Origin of the sequence: Paenibacillus sp. FSL R10-2771 (genome assembly GCF_038000205.1) — a bacterium.
Taxonomy (GTDB): domain Bacteria; phylum Bacillota; class Bacilli; order Paenibacillales; family Paenibacillaceae; genus Paenibacillus_AQ; species Paenibacillus_AQ phytohabitans.
On the sequence record NZ_JBBOBM010000001.1, the window covers coordinates 6,215,594 to 6,230,469 of the forward strand.

Consider the following 14,876-nt stretch of genomic DNA (forward strand, 5'->3'; position numbering starts at 1 on the left):
AGCCGGCGCGGACCTGCATTGTTGTACTTTATGCAGGATTTCCGGCGATTCGGCGGGCCGCAAAAAAGAGCAAGCGGCCGGAAACCTCCCGCAGCTTGCTCTTTTGCATTCAAATCCTTCTGATTACCGTTTATCCTTCCAGAAATTCACCGGCTCCATATCCTTTGTAATGACCTGGAAGGTGTAGCTATCCTTCTTAAGCGCTTCTAGCAGACGCGGCAGCACCTTGAGGGTGGCCTTCTGATCATGCATCAGAATAACCGGATTGGTCTTCGACTTCTTCAGCGTGTGAACCTGCTCCATTACTGTATTGTAGATCTTGTCACTGTCCTCTTTGTATCTCCAGTCACTCGAATCCACATTCCAGTCCCAGAGATGATAGCCCTGACCCAGCACCTTATCCCGGAAAGACTTGGTGAAATACGGTTTGCTTCCGTAAGGCGGCCGGATTAGCGTTGTAGTAGCACCCGTCAGCTTCTTAAGGACAGCATTATCGCCCGACATCTCCGCCAGTGCCGCAGCCGGGGAAGCATAGAATTTCTCCTTGCGGTGTGTCATGCCATGAAGCCCCAGGCCGTAGTCCTCCTTCACAATCCGCTTCACCTGCGAAGGATATTTGTTCATATTATTTCCCAGCATGAAGAAGGTTGCCTGCACCTCATACTTGCTTAAGATATCCAGCAGCTGGGAAGTCGTCGCCGACGGGCCGTCATCAAAAGTAAGATACACGGTTTGTCCCGGCTTGCCGGGTTCAGCGGATGGCGCAGGAGCCGCAGGCACTGTTTCCTTCGGCTTCAGCTCTGCTGCATACTGGGTGACAAAGGCTTCATCCGTAAGCCCCGCCGAGCCGTCCTTCACCCGGAGTAAATATTTATCCCCCGCAAAGGATATGATATACCCAAGATACCCGCTTACTTTCAGCGGAACCATAAGTTTACCGTCCTGCAAAAAAGTGCTCACAGGCACCACTGTGCCATCTTTGAGCACAGCGCCGGCATCGCCCTGCAAGGTCAGCGAGCCGGAGCCGCCAGACACCAGAACTCCGTCGGTCAGGCCGGTAAGCGTCCATTTTAATTCATCGGCCAGAGCACGCAGCGGGACATAGTAAGTGCCTTTTACAGACACGACTTCTATACCGCTCAATTTATCGTTGATCCCGAGCTTTAGTACATTAGTCTTACCTTCAGCGTTAGCAGGGATCTGTACAAGACCCGTAATCAGGAATAAAGAGAAGAATAACAGCATTATTTTTTTAATGGGCACAGCAGCAATCTCCAATCTATGTATATTTGTCTATTACTTTATCACACATAGATATAACGTAATTTGAGAGATTGTAACCGCAAGCTAAAATATTGTTACCCTTTTTGCAATGAGAAAATGATTATTCAGCTTTTTTTCTGAAATACGACAATTCGCGTCGAATGCTGTCACAGCAAGCAATATGCGGTTAAATCACATCTTTTTGACCCAAAATAAATGTGACAAAATTAATAACAATTGTGCAATCTTGAACAAAGTTTGAACAACCTTAAAATTAGCTTAAACTGCGCCACTACAGTGATCTTTATCATACCTTTAAGTAGTTGTAACAATTTGATCACACATATTTAACTTGTTCGCCATTTTTAAGGTCTTTTTTAGCCTAATATACAAAATATGTATTTTGCATTATGGGTAAGTAGTTCTTACTATAGATACAGGTTAAGTAGTAAGACCGTTAATGAACGGCGAATGAAAAGTAGTATTGAAGGAAGGAGTTCTATATGAAAAAAAAGGGACCGTTATACGCTTTGTTTCTAAGCCTGATCCTTCTCCTGCCGGGATGCAGCTCGATCGCTGTTCTGAACCCGAAGGGGCCGTCTGCAAGGACGTTATCGGACACCATCATTCTCTCCATTGTTGTAATGCTTGGTGTTCTGGCAGTTGTCTACATCTTATATATCTTTGTTCTGGTGAAATACCGGGCGAAGAAGAGTAACGAGGGTTACATTCCTGAACACGAGGAGGGCAACAAGGTACTTGAAGCGATCTGGATTATTATCCCGATCATTATCGTCGCCTTCTTGTCAGTTGTAACCGTCAAGACAACTACCGAGGTTGAGAACGTGGCCGCGGATTACAAAGATCAGACACCGCTGGTCATTTACGCATCATCCTCCAACTGGAAATGGCATTTCAGCTATCCGGAGGAAGGCATTGAAACGGTTAACTACGTGAATATGCCTGTGCATCGTGCAGTTGAATTCAGAATGTACTCATTCGGCACCATTACCAGCTTATGGATTCCACAGCTTGCCGGACAAAAGTACGCCATGAGCGACATGCTCACCACGCTTCACCTTTCTGCTGATACCGAAGGCTCTTATATCGGAAAGAATGCCAACTTCAGCGGTAAAGGCTTTGCCCACATGGAATTTGAAGCTCTTGTTATGAGCAACAAGGATTATGACGAATGGGTGAATGACGTCAAGGAAACCGCGCCTGAGCTTACAGAAGATGAATTCAAAGGCCTGCTCGCCACGGACTTCCTCGGACGCAAAACCTATTCATCGACCCATTTGGAGTTCAGTCCTCCCCCTGGAGACCACAGTGAACACATGAGTGGTGACGGAAGTGAGATGGATATGGACAACGGCAGTGAAGAGCATCAGGATAACAAAGAGATCCACCCTTCTCCTGAGCCGTCCAGCGGAACCGAATTTGACAGCGAACCTGATCCGGAAGTCGAACAGCCGCTGCCAAGCTCACCCGTAGATGCCGAGACTCATGATGGCCACTAGCTCTGCAAGAGCTTAACGTAACACACTGAAAGGAGCCACCCTAATGGATTTAGACAAATTTAAGGTTCACGGCGAACCCTTGATATACGGAGCCATGGTCAGCATTGCACTTGCCACCATCGGGATTCTCGTCGGGCTTACCTATTTCAAGAAATGGGGATACCTCTGGCGTGAATGGCTTACTACTGTAGATCACAAAAAAATCGGTGTCATGTATATCCTCGCGGCGCTGCTCATGCTGTTCCGCGGCGGTGTGGACGCGATGATGATGCGTCTGCAGACGGCAGCGCCGGAAATGAAATTCCTCGATGCCCAGCATTACAATGAGGTATTTACCACGCATGGCCTAATCATGATCCTGTTCATGGCCATGCCGTTCATCATCGGTCTGATGAATGTGATCATTCCGCTGCAGATCGGCGCGCGTGACGTAGCGTTCCCGCGGCTTAACGCCGTCAGCTTCTGGCTCTTCTTCATGGGGGCCATGCTGCTGAACATTTCCTTCGTTATCGGCGGATCGCCGGATGCCGGATGGTCAGCCTACTTCCCGCTGGCGAGTCTTGAATTCAGCCCGACGGTCGGTAACAACTACTACTCCCTGGCCCTCCAGATTTCCGGTATCGGGACTCTGATTACAGGGGTCAACTTTATCGTAACGATTCTCAAGATGCGCGCACCGGGCATGAAGCTGATGAAGATGCCGATGTTCACCTGGTCCGTACTCATCACCAACGTCATTATCGTCTTCGCCTTCCCGGTACTTACTGTTGCGCTTGCGCTGATGATGTTCGACCGCCTGTTCGGCTCCCAGTTCTTCACGATGGCCAACGGCGGGATGGATATGCTCTGGGCCAATCTGTTCTGGGTATGGGGTCATCCGGAGGTCTATATCGTTATTCTGCCGGCCTTCGGTATTTATAGCGAAATTATCGCCACCTTCTCCAAAAAGAACCTGTACGGATATACCTCAATGGTATTCAGTATGCTGATTATCTCGCTCCTGTCCTTCCTCGTATGGGCTCACCATTTCTATACGATGGGTCAAGGCGCAATGGTCAACAGCTTCTTCTCCATTACAACAATGGCTATTGCCGTACCTACAGGGGTAAAAATATTCAACTGGCTGTTCACCCTGCGAAAAGGCAGGATTACCTTCACAACGCCAATGCTGTATACACTCGCCTTTATTCCGATTTTCACCATCGGCGGGGTAACGGGTGTCATGCTCGCAATGGCCAGTGCCGATTACCAGTATCACAACACGATGTTCCTGGTGGCGCATTTCCACTATGTGCTCATTCCGGGTGCCGTGTTCGCCGTCATCGCCGGGTTCCATTACTGGTTCCCTAAAGTGTTCGGCTTCCGCCTGAATGAACGGCTCGGTAAGCATTCCTTCTGGTGGATCGTGATTTCCTTCAACGTAACCTTCTTCCCGCTGTTCTTCCTGGGTCTGATGGGAATGACACGCCGGACGTATACCTATTCCGAGGAATCGGGCTTTGGTCCGCTGAATATGCTGTCCTTCGTAGGGGCTGTCGGCCTGGCTATCGGATTCCTGCTGCTGGTCTACAATATTTACTGGAGCACACGTTATATGCCTAGAGACACAACAAGTGATCCATGGGATGGACGGACACTCGAATGGGCTACACATAGCCCGATGCCGGTCTACAACTTCGCAATTGTACCTACTGTGCAGACCCGCGATGCCTTGTGGTCCGCGAAGCAGGACAATATCCCGCTCTATGACGACAAAAAAATCACCAAGATCCATATGCCTAGCAATACCGGCAAGCCGTTCATTCTGGGCGTGATCTTCTTCATCCTGGGATTCTCCCTGGTATTCAGCTTATGGATTCCGGCCATCCTCTCAGGTATCGGTGTCATTGTCATGCTGGCCTTCATGTCCTTCGACCGGGATCACGGCTACTATATTTCGGCTGAAGAGGTTATCGCTACAGAAAAGAAATTGAAGCGGGGTGAGACTGTATGAAAATAGATGCGTCCAAGCCGCTCGAATATTCAACGGAAGAGAACAGTAACAAGATCTTCGGCTTCTGGGTCTTTCTCGGAGCTGAAATTCCTCTCTTCGCCACATTGTTCACTGTTTACTTCGTAATGGTCAACCGCTTTGCCAGCGGACCGAGCGCCAGCGAGCTGTTCAAAATCGGCCCAGTGCTGATCGAGACCTTCCTGCTGCTGTCGAGCTCCTTCACGATCGGCCTGGCTATCCATGCCATGCGGCATGGCTATAAGAAAGCGATGATGGTCTTCATGGCCATCACGCTGCTTATGGGCCTCGGCTTTATCGGCATTGAAATTGACGAGTTCTTCACTTACGTCCATGAGGGTGCGACCCTGCAAACCAGCGGTTTCCTCTCCAGTCTGTTCGTACTGCTCGGAACGCATGGTGCCCACGTCAGCTTCGGCTTCCTGTGGGGAGCGGGAATCATGATTCAGCTGTGGCGCCATGGCATCACACCGGCCACCGCCAACAAGGCTTTTATCTTCTCCCTGTTCTGGCATTTCCTGGACGTTGTCTGGATCTTTATCTTCAGCTTCGTCTACCTGAAAGGACTGATGTGACATGATGAAGCAACTGTTCCCAATTCGCCATGTGATGGGTTATCTGGCCTCTCTGGTCCTTTCTGCCGCTGCGCTGATTGTCATCTACGGAGATCTCTCCTCCGGGGCCAATATGGCCGTGCTGCTTATTACAGCGCTTATCCAGGCTTCTCTGCAGCTGTTTGTATTCATGCACATCGGGGAATCGGCCGACTCCAAGAAAGAGCTGTACATCAACATCGCCTATGCACTGTTCGTGGGTCTGGTTACCATCTTCGGAACCCTGTTCATCTTCGTGTGGGGCTGGTACTCTTAAACTTTATGAGGGGCGGGAACGCCTCTTCTACGCAGCATAATAAAAGCGGTCCGTTTCCGGTATGTTCCGGGACGGGCCGCTTTTTTTGGCTAGACTGTATTTTAAATATTAACTTAAAGCATTAACTAAAGGCTCAATCGTCACTACGGTGAATATTTGGACTTCCGGCCGCTGTTGTCTACAGATTTCTTGGATTGATACCGCTTCTTGGCGGTCGAAATCCGTAGACAAAGGCGGACGCTACCGCTCCTACAGTTCCAAAATCCCCCTCCGATCCTTTGCGCTTTTTGTTATTATCTAGCTATCTCAGATGCTCTCAGTAAATAATCACTAATCCTGCAACTGCACCACACTGCTGCTGCTCTCATCCCCGCTCCATTCGGTATACGCAAGCTGTTTGCCCGAAGGGCTCCAGGAGGTCGTCAGATTCCCTGTACCATCTGCAACCTTGACAGACTTACCCGATTCCAGATCGTAGACATAAAGAGCAGTAGAGGCCGTACCGTCCCCGTCAGCGGACATGCTGTAGGCAATCATCCGCTGGTCCGGCGACCAGGAGATACCGCCAAGCTCCGCGCCTTCCACGATAATCTTCTGATTTCCCCCGTCTGTATCAGTGAGGAGCAGCGCTTGTGCGGAATCCTTATATTGCTGGACCAGCAGCTGATCTCCGCCCGGTGAAGGAATTACGCTGCCGACACGGTCAATTTTCAAGGTGGCTTTTTCCTTGGTATTCAGATCGAAGGTTTGCAGCGATTCGCCGGAATTGGAGGTGTAATAAATCTTATCTTTGATTTGCCGGACAACAATCATTCCTTCACCGCTAAGTCCCTCTACCGCAGCGATCTTACCGGAGGTATTTGCTGTAAAAGCACCGCCGCTGTATGCAGGTCCTATAACGGTGTCATCATCAGCCCACCGGGCGCTCATAGCTCCTGCAATGTCATCGCCTGTGATACTGAAGGTCTTCTTTGACCCTAAATCCATCACATAGTAGACCGGATCTCCTAATGAGAATTCACTATACAGCAGATGCTTGTGATCGGATGACAATACAGCGTCTCCCAGAAACACATTTTCCTGTTCCTTGATCAATTCAAATTCTTTGGTATCCAGGTGGTAGAAGTACAGGCTTTTGGGCAATGAATCCGCGAGCTCCTCCAAACTCATTTTACCTAACTTGTCGTTCTCCTTGGACACTACAACCGTATCCTCATCCATCCAGTCAGAAATAACTATATTCTCATAATGCCCGATCTCCTCCGCCGTTACCGCTGGCCCGGCTGCTTCCCGGGTTGGTCCGGCAGATTTGACGGGTTCAGCGGTTCGGGCAGGTCCGGCTGGTGTACCCGTGCCCTCCGTGCTGTTCCCCGGCTCCTGGACAACGGCATTATTTCCGTCCTGACCTGCACTGCAGGCAATAAGTGTGCTCAATAATACCGGAACTAGGGCCAGTTTGAATATTGGGGTCCTCATCCTGTGAATCGCCTCCTTTGAATTCAGGTTCACTTCCTGGAATGAACATCCAATCATGGAATCATGGAATCGCGCTCAAGATGCCCTTCCGTTTCCTTAGCAATACCCGGAAGCTACTCTCCCGGTATCTTTAAAGACGTGAGCAGAAAGCCGTATGTTGCAGGAAGCTGCCTGTTGTTGTAGGGCGGATGACCTTATTCATTCAAAAAAAAGCCCTGTTCAGCTGCAGATAACAGGAAACTCCCTGCTATCTTTAGCCGAACAAGGCTTTAGTACTTCCTATAGCTTGAACCGGGCCAGATGCTTCTGCAGATCCTCGGCCAAGGTGGCGAGGTACTGGGCAGAGGAAGACATCTCCCCCATTGCGGTTAGCTGCTGCTCACTCGCTGCGCTTGTGTCCTGAACATCACCGGCGCCTTTACGCGAGATTTCATCCACCTCTGCCATCGCCTGGGCTACGCCCTCCGATTCCTGGGCGACATGTCCGATAACCTCCGTAATCAATTCCATCTGCTCGCTGGCTGCTTGAATAGAGGTCTGTATCTCAGTAAATGCAGCGGAGACCACTTCACTCTGCGCTACGCCATGGGAGACAATCCCGGAGCCCAGCTCCATCGATTCCACTGCGCTTTCAGTCTGCTGGCGGATATGGGTAATAATCTCCGTAATCTGCAGCGAGCTTCTTCCGGTAGCTTCCGCAAGCTTGCGGATTTCACCCGCAACCACAGCGAAGCCCCGCCCATGCTCTCCCGCTCTGGCCGCTTCAATCGAGGCATTCAGTGACAGCAGATTAGTCTGGGTAGCAATGTCATTGATGGTTGTGATGATCGTGTTGATCTCTTCGGACAGGCTGCCCAGACTGCCGACAATACTCTGGCTTGCCGATACACTGGAGTCAATCTCCCGCATTTGGGCCAGAATCCGTTCAACCGCTTCGACGCCCCGGTCCGTTGATGAGGCAGCCTGTGCCATCAGACCGTTCATTTCACTGCCGCTGTGCCGGGCCTCGGTAATATCATACGTCATCGTCCGGACGGACCGGGCGGTACGTGCGATGCTCTCGGCCTGTACATCGAATCCGGCAGCGATTTCACTTGAGGTCTCGGCGATCATCTGGGAAGCATGTGCCGTCTGTTCTGCGCTGGCGCTCATCTCCTCTGAGGAAGCCGACAGAATCTCGGCACTCTCGGAAACTCCGCGCATCATATTCTGGAGGCCTTCCAGCATTGTATTAAACGAAGTGTTAATCTGGCCGATTTCATCCTTCGACTGATAGGAGGCGGCAGCAGTCAAATCCCCCTCCTCTGCGCGCTTCATCAGCTGCTGCAGTTCCTTGAGCGGTTTCGTAATCAACCGGGTAATCATGATGCTGATCACAATACTCAGAACCCAGGCAATAGTAATCAGAATACCGCTTAAAGTGATGGAGCTTTTGGCGCTTGCTACAGTATCCTCATTATGCGCGGATGAATCCTGTACAAGCAGGGCCGCAGTATCCTCCAGCAGGTTAACCATCGTCCGGCGCGATTCACTGAACGCTCCACCCGAGAAAACCTGATAACCCTCATCATTCAGTTTATTGTCGGCAAGATGGATGATATTATCACGCTGGGAGCGGTAGTCCGGCAGAAGGAGCAGATATTCGTTGATATTGGCCGCGATTTTGTCATTGCTGAACTCAACCGTCTTGAGCTGTTCTAAAAGTTCATTGTTCGTAGTGATATTCGTTTCAATAGCCGCCTTAAGCTCCTGGCTCTTGGCAGCATCCCTGGTAATGAGATCCTCCAGCAGAAAAGATTCGATCGCCCGGTTATTCCCGCGGATCTCCGTAATGAGATAAATCGGCAGCAAATTCTGTTCGTATGTCTCCTGGGACCTGTCCGCCATTCTGCTGGTGGTCATAATGCCTGTCGTCCCAATGCCTATGAGTAACACTACAATCACTGCAATCAGCAAAGTCATTTTATGCTTAATCTTCAGATGTCTCATTTCTTATAATCCCGCCTTCTCGATATCTTGCTGTAACTGTATTTATCGGAGAATTAGGCCAAAATGTTGATAATACGCTGAAAAAAATGTCGAAAAAAGAAAAATATTATCGATTCATATGAACAAAGACCTATAAACAGCTTTTCACTCTTGAAGCAGTCCATACTTCTTGCGAAATCTCTTCAGCACTTTGGTCCATCCTCCGGCCAGAATAGCCAGAAAAAAGACATTGGATAAAGCATGGGCCAGGTCAAAATAAAAGCTGGCTCCATAGGTCGCTGCCACAAGCCCCCAGCTGAACGCATCCGGAAGACTGAGAATAACCCAGAGATTCATAATCCAGCCGAACAGGAATCCCCAGATAAAACCGAAGATCAGCAGCCCGGTCCGTTTCTTCATCCACCAGGTATTGCGCAGCCAGCCTGCCGTAAGTCCGGTCATTCCCCAGGCGAACATCTGCCATGGTGTCCAGGGGCCCTGACCGAAGTAGATATTCGAGACCAGCGCCGCCACTGCACCGATGACGAACCCTGCCTCTGCCCCAAAGACATAAGCCGACAAAATGACAACGGCAGATACGGGCTTGACACTTGGCAATGCGGCAAAAGGAATCCGGCTGACCGCAGCAATAGCAGATAATACGGCCAGCAGTACCAGTTCACGGGATGCCAGCTGGCGGCGCTCCAGACGGAGAAACAGCGGCAGCAGCGCAGCCAGCAGCAGCAGCAGGCTGAGCAGCATATAATGACGGTCTTTCAGCGCCGCTGTTAGCGCAAGGCCAGCCACAAATAATCCCAGAGCAATCAGCAGGGGTGCGCGGAACCGGACCATGTTTGAATCACATCCTCTATCGTCAATGCCTGCGGCAGTAAGTCCCGGACCATACGGTTGACTGCCGTAGTATAGAAATAATTACTGCTGAAGAACTCTGCCGGCGCCCCTTCCGCTGTTATGCTGCCGTCAAACAGCAGCGCACAGCGGGAAGCGTATTTAGCGGCAAACTCCACATCATGCGTTACGATCAGAATACTGGCCCCCTGCCTGCGCAGTTGCTGGAGCAGAGCAGCCAGCCTGTCCTTGGCTGCCGGGTCGAGCCCCTTAGTCGGCTCATCCAGCAGCAGGATATCCGGCTTCAGCAGCATCATCATGGCAAGTGCGGTCTGCTGCTGCTGCCCGCCGCTGAGATCATGCGGATGGCTCTGCAGCACCCCGCGGAGCCGGAAGACTTCCAGCAGGGCATCTATTTCCCGCCCGGCTTCTTCCAGGGATGCCCCGGCATACTGCGCCATATGCTGCAGTTCCTCAGCCACAGTATCATAGCTGAAATAGAGCAGCGGATTCTGGGCCAGAAGCCCGGTTGTACTCCCCTTGGAGAGCTCGGCCTTGCCGCGCTGCGGCTTCATCAGGCCGCCCAGTACATGGAGCAGGGTCGACTTCCCGGCACCGTTCCCGCCCATAACAGCCAGAAGCTCTCCCCGCCTCAGCGTTAGCGAGAGCTTCCTCAGCACCTCCCGGCCTTCCTTGTCGTAGCGGAAGGTAACCTCCCGGCAGCTGAGCAGAATTTCTGCGGATGGTGCAGGAAGGTTCACGGGTGAATCCTGCCCGGGCGGGCCGGAGGCTCCAGCCGGATAAGTAACGGGCTCAGCGGCTGTATTGCCGGGTGTGACAATACACGGAGCTGTAGCAGAGGCTTCATGGGAGAGCGCAGCAGGTAATCCAGCGCCGGGATTAGCGGCCGGATGATCACGAATGACAGTAGCGCATACTCCTGCTTCTGTCACAACTGAAGCTCCCGCTGCCCTGGAATTCAGCAGCCAGCGTTTGCCCTCGCGTACGGTCAGCGGAATATTCTCAGGCGCGGCTGTTCGCGCTTCCGTTGACAGCGCCAGATATAACCGCGAAGCTGCCGGAAGATAATCCTGACGCGAAGCGAGTGATGCGCTGCCGGCTTGCTGAACGAAAGCACGCGGGCCTGCATCTGCCACCAGCCTGCCGCCCTCCAGCATCAGCACACGGTCGGCCAGCGGCAGTACCTCCTCCAGCCGGTGTTCGCTGATGATTACCGTCACTGACATTTCCTCGTTCAGCCGCTGCAGCGCCATAATGAATTCCCGGGCAGCTACTGGGTCAAGCTGCGAGGTCGGCTCATCCAGCAGCAGCACCTTGGGCTGAAGCAGCAGCACCGAGGCCAGATTGAGCAGCTGCTTTTGCCCGCCGGACAGCTCATGCACGGATTGGTAGAGCAGCGGCTCCAGCCCGAATAATCCGCAGATCTCAGCCAGCCGGGTCCGCATCACTGCAGGCGGCATCCCCAGATTCTCCATAGAGAAGGCCAGCTCATGCCAGACGGTATCCATCACGATTTGCGCATCCGGATTCTGGAAGACCATGCCGATCTCCCCGGCGGCAACGGCTGCGGGAAGCTCCGGCAGGAGCTGCCCTTTATATGTCAGGCTTCCGCTGAACATGCCTACCGGAGCAAGCTCGCGTTTCAGATGGCGCAGCAGTGTCGTTTTGCCGCCGCCTGACGGACCGCAGAGCACTACGAATTCGCCTTCTTCTATTGTGAACGAGAGCTCATGGAGCGAGTCCCTGTCTTCTTCAGGATAGCGGAAGGATACTTGTTCCGCTTTGAGGATCTCCATAACCATTTCTCCTTTCCTTCCAGACCTGCAGGGAGCAGGACGAACAAGCAGAAGCTGCCGTACATCACGGCATCCTGCCAGCCGAAATCCATACTCTTCATCCGGGGATAAATCTCCAGCGTACCGTAGCCCTGCAGCCAAAAGAACAATGCAATCATACCGCTGAGCGTCAGTACCAGCAGAATCAGCTTATCCTGCCGATCCGGCTTGTATATACTGTACGTGCTGCGTTTGGCAACCCCGTAGCCGCGGGCCGTCATGGAATCTCCGGTCTGCAGCGCTTCCTCCAGCGACCAGGTGAGCAGCACCTTCAGCAGCGTCATACCGTCTTGCATCCGCTTGCGCAGGCTTCCTGTGCGGACATCCACCCCGCGCAGGCGCTGGATCAGGGTAATCTGGCGCAGCCGCCGCTGAAATAAGGGGACGAACCGGAGCGCAATCAGCGTAAGTAATGCCGTTCTTGGCGCAGCGGCAGCGAACAGGTACATGAATTTATCTGTCGTTACCGTGTAATTGTATGAAATGAACCAGATGAAGATTGTCAGCAGTACGGTCATCATTATAAGTCCGTACAGCACAGCCTCCAGCGTAATCGGCTGGTCCAGCCAGTAGAAGAGAATATGCGCACCCCTGTGCGAGAACAGCGGATTCAGCACTGCGACTGAAACCCCCATCAGGAGCATAAAAGGCAGACCGCGCAGCAGCGCCTTCCCTTGGCCCTGCAGCAGCAGCAATGCCAGCAGACCTGCTATTTCCGTAACCAGAAACAACGGATGAAGCCCCAGCAGGGCGAACAACAGCAGCCCGGCATAATACAGCAGGGCTACGGCAGGATACATGGACCGGAAGCCGCTGTTCATGGCGCCGCTGCCCCGATATCCTTGCCAAGATCAAGCGTATACAGCCACTCTACCGTATCTCCGGGCTTCATAACCCAGCTGCCGGAAGCCTTGGACGGAAACTCTCCGTTCACCTTATACATCCAGCCGCTCTCTGCCCCGTGATCATATTCATACAGATTATCTATACCTTCCACATAGGCAAAGGTTTTGCTGCCCTGATATTCCATCTGGATCTTGTGCTGGCGGGTAATCCGTCCCAGCAGCTCCAGCGCAGTCTCATTCTTCTCTATTTCATAAGCCGCCGGGGCCAAAATAACGCCGTGCTCCTCATCTCCAGTAATGGAGAGAGTCACCGTATTCACCGGTGCGGCGGTGGCCGCCGGGGCTGGCGCGGCTGGCTTGCCGGAGGCCGCCGGGGCTGGCGCGGCAGACTTGGCGGTGGCCGCCGGGGCTGGCGCGGCGGGACTGCCGGTGGCCGCCGATGCTGGCGCGGCGGGACTGCCGGTGGCCGCCGATGCTGGCGCGGCGGGACTGCCGGTGGCCGCCGGGACTGGCGCGGCGGCACCGGTGTGGCCGGGCGCCGGCGCGGTGGCCGCCGGCACCGGGGCTTGCGTAACGGGAGCTTGCTCCGTTACGCCGGGGGCGGCTCCGGCAGGCGCTGCGCCGGAGCTGGAAGCTGCCATGCCGTCCGCCGTGGCGGAGGGTATGGCAGTGACCTCAGGCCGCGGCGTCTGCGCGGCCTGGGAACTGGCGGGCGGCACAGGCCCGCCGCCTGCGGAATCCGGCTGCGCCTTGGAGCAGCCGGAGAGCAGCAGGACAACTAGGAGCAGGAGCAGCGGATAGAGCCTCGCCCTTCCTGATTTCAATAGACTGAACATTACCTCAAGCACCTCCACAAAAGGGAAAAGAACGGGGGCAGTCAGCCTGTTCCCCGTTCCGTCCAAACACCTTATGATTTCTTAGTGTGACTTATACATACTAATCCTGAGCAAAGCACCATCAGCCAGCCCCTTGGCCGCTGAGCATCCAGCCCCGCAACCCGAAGGAGCTTCTCTATCGGCTAAAATCAGCCGCTTAAAATACTGGCTGGCACCATACTCTCAGTTTCATTAGCTCTAGCTTCATTAGCTTCATTAGCTCTAACCCCACTAGCAGTAGCATCAGTAGCTTCTTCAGCATTAGCTCTAACTTCACTAGCAGTAGATTCATTGGCTCATTAACTCTAGCCTCACTAGTAATAGCTTTATTAGCTTCATTGGCTTATTAACTCTAGCTAAACTAGCTCTAGCTTCTTCAGCATTTGCTCTAGCCCCACTAACAATTACATCATTGGCATCATTGGTTCTAGCCCACTAACGGTTGCTTCATCAGCCCTAGCCCCACTAGCAATAGCTCCATCAGCTTCATTGGCTCTAACCCCACTAGCAGTAGCATCAGTAGCATCAGCATCAGCATCAGTAACATCAGCAGCATCAGTAGCATCAGTAACATCAGTAGCATCAGTAGCATCAGTAGCATCAGTAACATCAGTAGCATCAGCAGCATCAGCAGCATCAGCAGCAGCAGCATCAGTAACATCAGCAGCATCAGTAGCATCAGCAGCATCAGTAGCATCAGTAGCATCAGTAGCATTTTAAATCATCGGCTCAATCCGGGAAAGCATGCCTTCCCGAGCGAAACTCCACAAAACATTCCTCCGCCGGAACAGTAATTGGATTTATGACACTTGTTTATCCTATACGGACTTCACTGCCGATCCTAGTTGGATTAATGACACTTAATTCTGCCCCTAGCCGGGTCATTCGCTAATTCATGCGAGATTAAGTGTTGTTTTTCCAACTACGTCGCCATATCGGGAGATTTACCGGGAACTAAGTGACATTTTTCCACTTATATATCCCACCAGCACCCCGCACTATCGCTTTATTAGGCTGCTCCATGCAAAATCTTGCAGAAAATACAACTTAACTCCCTTAATCCTTAGGCATTCGGAAGGATTGTTGTATGAAATACAACAATCTTCCCGCTACAACGCTTGTTAGAAGAGAAATGCTGCCTTTTGTACAACAATTTCCGATTATAGCCGCGATCTTGATTGAAATGTTGTATTTTGTGCAGGATTTTCAACAAGCATTCGGATTCCCACCACAAACGAGGGTTGAAATCGTGAGATTCTTGCCCCAGCAGCCCTACTATTCAAATTTCACTGCAGTGAAGACTAAGTTATATATTCATATTTAAGGTTTAGCTTATCTAGGAT

The 14,876-nt window shown here is 52.2% G+C and carries 13 protein-coding genes; 5 read left to right on the forward strand and 8 right to left on the reverse strand.

Features of this window, described 5'->3' with window-relative positions:
• Window positions 1-123: 123 nt before the first annotated feature.
• Complete coding sequence (locus tag NSU14_RS26815; RefSeq protein ID WP_340947844.1) at window positions 124-1,263, reverse strand: polysaccharide deacetylase; 1,140 nt, start codon at window positions 1,261-1,263, stop codon at window positions 124-126.
• Window positions 1,264-1,766: 503 nt separating this feature from the next.
• Between NSU14_RS26815 and qoxA the strand changes: the two genes are divergently transcribed.
• From qoxA to qoxD, 4 genes are read left to right on the forward strand one after another with little or no spacing between them, the layout of a single operon-like run.
• Entirely contained in the window at window positions 1,767-2,783 is a 1,017-nt protein-coding gene (qoxA, locus tag NSU14_RS26820) for a cytochrome aa3 quinol oxidase subunit II (RefSeq protein ID WP_042133885.1), read from the forward strand.
• 43 nt (window positions 2,784-2,826) lie between these two features.
• The gene (gene qoxB / locus NSU14_RS26825) at window positions 2,827-4,776 is read left to right on the forward strand and encodes a cytochrome aa3 quinol oxidase subunit I (protein ID WP_042133883.1); all 1,950 of its coding nucleotides are present in this window, start codon (window positions 2,827-2,829) and stop codon (window positions 4,774-4,776) included.
• The gene (gene qoxC, locus NSU14_RS26830; RefSeq protein ID WP_042133881.1) at window positions 4,773-5,369 is read left to right on the forward strand and encodes a cytochrome aa3 quinol oxidase subunit III; all 597 of its coding nucleotides are present in this window, start codon (window positions 4,773-4,775) and stop codon (window positions 5,367-5,369) included. Before qoxB ends, qoxC begins: the two co-directional genes overlap by 4 nt.
• Before the next feature lies 1 nt (window position 5,370).
• Window positions 5,371-5,664: a cytochrome aa3 quinol oxidase subunit IV gene (qoxD, locus tag NSU14_RS26835; RefSeq protein ID WP_039302907.1), complete on the forward strand. Its 294-nt coding sequence runs from the start codon at window positions 5,371-5,373 to the stop codon at window positions 5,662-5,664.
• A gap of 330 nt (window positions 5,665-5,994) precedes the next feature.
• Here qoxD and NSU14_RS26840 read toward each other — a convergent pair whose 3' ends face one another.
• From NSU14_RS26840 to NSU14_RS26870, 7 genes are all read right to left on the reverse strand, one after another.
• Window positions 5,995-7,140, reverse strand: coding sequence for a hypothetical protein (locus NSU14_RS26840; protein ID WP_340947848.1), 1,146 nt, complete (start codon window positions 7,138-7,140; stop codon window positions 5,995-5,997).
• Between the two features lie 279 nt (window positions 7,141-7,419).
• The gene (locus NSU14_RS26845) at window positions 7,420-9,129 is read right to left on the reverse strand and encodes a methyl-accepting chemotaxis protein (protein ID WP_340947850.1); all 1,710 of its coding nucleotides are present in this window, start codon (window positions 9,127-9,129) and stop codon (window positions 7,420-7,422) included.
• A 144-nt stretch (window positions 9,130-9,273) separates the two neighbouring features.
• Window positions 9,274-9,960, reverse strand: coding sequence for an ECF transporter S component (locus NSU14_RS26850; RefSeq protein ID WP_340947851.1), 687 nt, complete (start codon window positions 9,958-9,960; stop codon window positions 9,274-9,276).
• Entirely contained in the window at window positions 9,933-11,774 is a 1,842-nt protein-coding gene (locus NSU14_RS26855) for an ABC transporter ATP-binding protein (RefSeq protein ID WP_340947853.1), read from the reverse strand. Before NSU14_RS26855 ends, NSU14_RS26850 begins: the two co-directional genes overlap by 28 nt.
• The gene (locus NSU14_RS26860) at window positions 11,690-12,634 is read right to left on the reverse strand and encodes an energy-coupling factor transporter transmembrane component T (protein WP_340947855.1); all 945 of its coding nucleotides are present in this window, start codon (window positions 12,632-12,634) and stop codon (window positions 11,690-11,692) included. The genes NSU14_RS26855 and NSU14_RS26860 overlap by 85 nt, the downstream gene beginning before the upstream one ends.
• On the reverse strand, window positions 12,631-13,494 hold the full coding sequence (locus NSU14_RS26865) for a DUF4430 domain-containing protein (protein WP_340947856.1): 864 nt from the start codon (window positions 13,492-13,494) through the stop codon (window positions 12,631-12,633). Before NSU14_RS26865 ends, NSU14_RS26860 begins: the two co-directional genes overlap by 4 nt.
• A gap of 466 nt (window positions 13,495-13,960) precedes the next feature.
• Window positions 13,961-14,230: a hypothetical protein gene (locus tag NSU14_RS26870; protein ID WP_340947858.1), complete on the reverse strand. Its 270-nt coding sequence runs from the start codon at window positions 14,228-14,230 to the stop codon at window positions 13,961-13,963.
• 390 nt (window positions 14,231-14,620) lie between these two features.
• Between NSU14_RS26870 and NSU14_RS26875 the strand changes: the two genes are divergently transcribed.
• On the forward strand, window positions 14,621-14,857 hold the full coding sequence (locus tag NSU14_RS26875) for a hypothetical protein (RefSeq protein ID WP_042133865.1): 237 nt from the start codon (window positions 14,621-14,623) through the stop codon (window positions 14,855-14,857).
• Window positions 14,858-14,876 lie beyond the last annotated feature (19 nt).

Coding starts and splice junctions, on each gene's coding strand:
- qoxA (WP_042133885.1), top strand. CDS start 1,767: ATGAAAAAAAAGGGACCGTTATACGCTTTGTTTCTAAGCCTGATCCTT.
- qoxB (WP_042133883.1), top strand. CDS start 2,827: ATGGATTTAGACAAATTTAAGGTTCACGGCGAACCCTTGATATACGGA.
- qoxC (WP_042133881.1), top strand. CDS start 4,773: ATGAAAATAGATGCGTCCAAGCCGCTCGAATATTCAACGGAAGAGAAC.
- qoxD (WP_039302907.1), top strand. CDS start 5,371: ATGATGAAGCAACTGTTCCCAATTCGCCATGTGATGGGTTATCTGGCC.
- NSU14_RS26840 (WP_340947848.1), bottom strand. CDS start 7,140: ATGAGGACCCCAATATTCAAACTGGCCCTAGTTCCGGTATTATTGAGC.
- NSU14_RS26845 (WP_340947850.1), bottom strand. CDS start 9,129: ATGAGACATCTGAAGATTAAGCATAAAATGACTTTGCTGATTGCAGTG.
- NSU14_RS26850 (WP_340947851.1), bottom strand. CDS start 9,960: ATGGTCCGGTTCCGCGCACCCCTGCTGATTGCTCTGGGATTATTTGTG.
- NSU14_RS26855 (WP_340947853.1), bottom strand. CDS start 11,774: ATGGAGATCCTCAAAGCGGAACAAGTATCCTTCCGCTATCCTGAAGAA.
- NSU14_RS26860 (WP_340947855.1), bottom strand. CDS start 12,634: ATGAACAGCGGCTTCCGGTCCATGTATCCTGCCGTAGCCCTGCTGTAT.
- NSU14_RS26865 (WP_340947856.1), bottom strand. CDS start 13,494: ATGTTCAGTCTATTGAAATCAGGAAGGGCGAGGCTCTATCCGCTGCTC.
- NSU14_RS26870 (WP_340947858.1), bottom strand. CDS start 14,230: ATGCTACTGATGCTGCTGATGCTACTGATGCTGCTGATGTTACTGATG.
- NSU14_RS26875 (WP_042133865.1), top strand. CDS start 14,621: ATGAAATACAACAATCTTCCCGCTACAACGCTTGTTAGAAGAGAAATG.